General features: G+C 43.1%; 2 pseudogenes. Both read right to left on the bottom strand.

The annotated features are described in order from the left end of the window. Positions 1-147, bottom strand: a pseudogene (locus tag AB4486_RS28505) (UDP-N-acetylglucosamine 2-epimerase (hydrolyzing)); the annotation flags it as partial. 16 nt (positions 148-163) lie between these two features. After that, positions 164-334 (bottom strand): annotated as a pseudogene (locus AB4486_RS28500) (aminotransferase DegT); the annotation flags it as partial.

Here is a 334-nt window from a genome sequence, read left to right as displayed (position 1 = left end):
ACCAAACTCTGGAGATAGGTGCATACCAGAAACGAGCAATTGTAATGTTAGATCTGGGTCGCTTTGTATGTCTTTTAAAAGCCAAAAAAGCAGCCCATACTCCGCTCTGGTACCAGTAAAGACCGCGACCTTTTTATGTGTCTGCATCGTGTATTAAACCTAGTTAGCTTTTAATTTCCACCGGTGTACTTGGAAGGTTAATTAAGTGCGCTTCGATAAATTCAGAGTAAGTAAGATCACCGCGCATTGCATTTTCAAACATTGGTAACCTGTGCATAAGCTGCCAAATTGGGCGAGTCATAACACCTGCACTGTTTGTGCCCGCAAGGATCTC

Origin of the sequence: Vibrio sp. 10N.222.55.C6, from assembly GCF_041473395.1 — a bacterium.
Taxonomy (GTDB): Bacteria; Pseudomonadota; Gammaproteobacteria; order Enterobacterales; family Vibrionaceae; genus Vibrio; species Vibrio crassostreae_C.
This window is presented reverse-complemented; position numbering and strand designations above follow the sequence as displayed.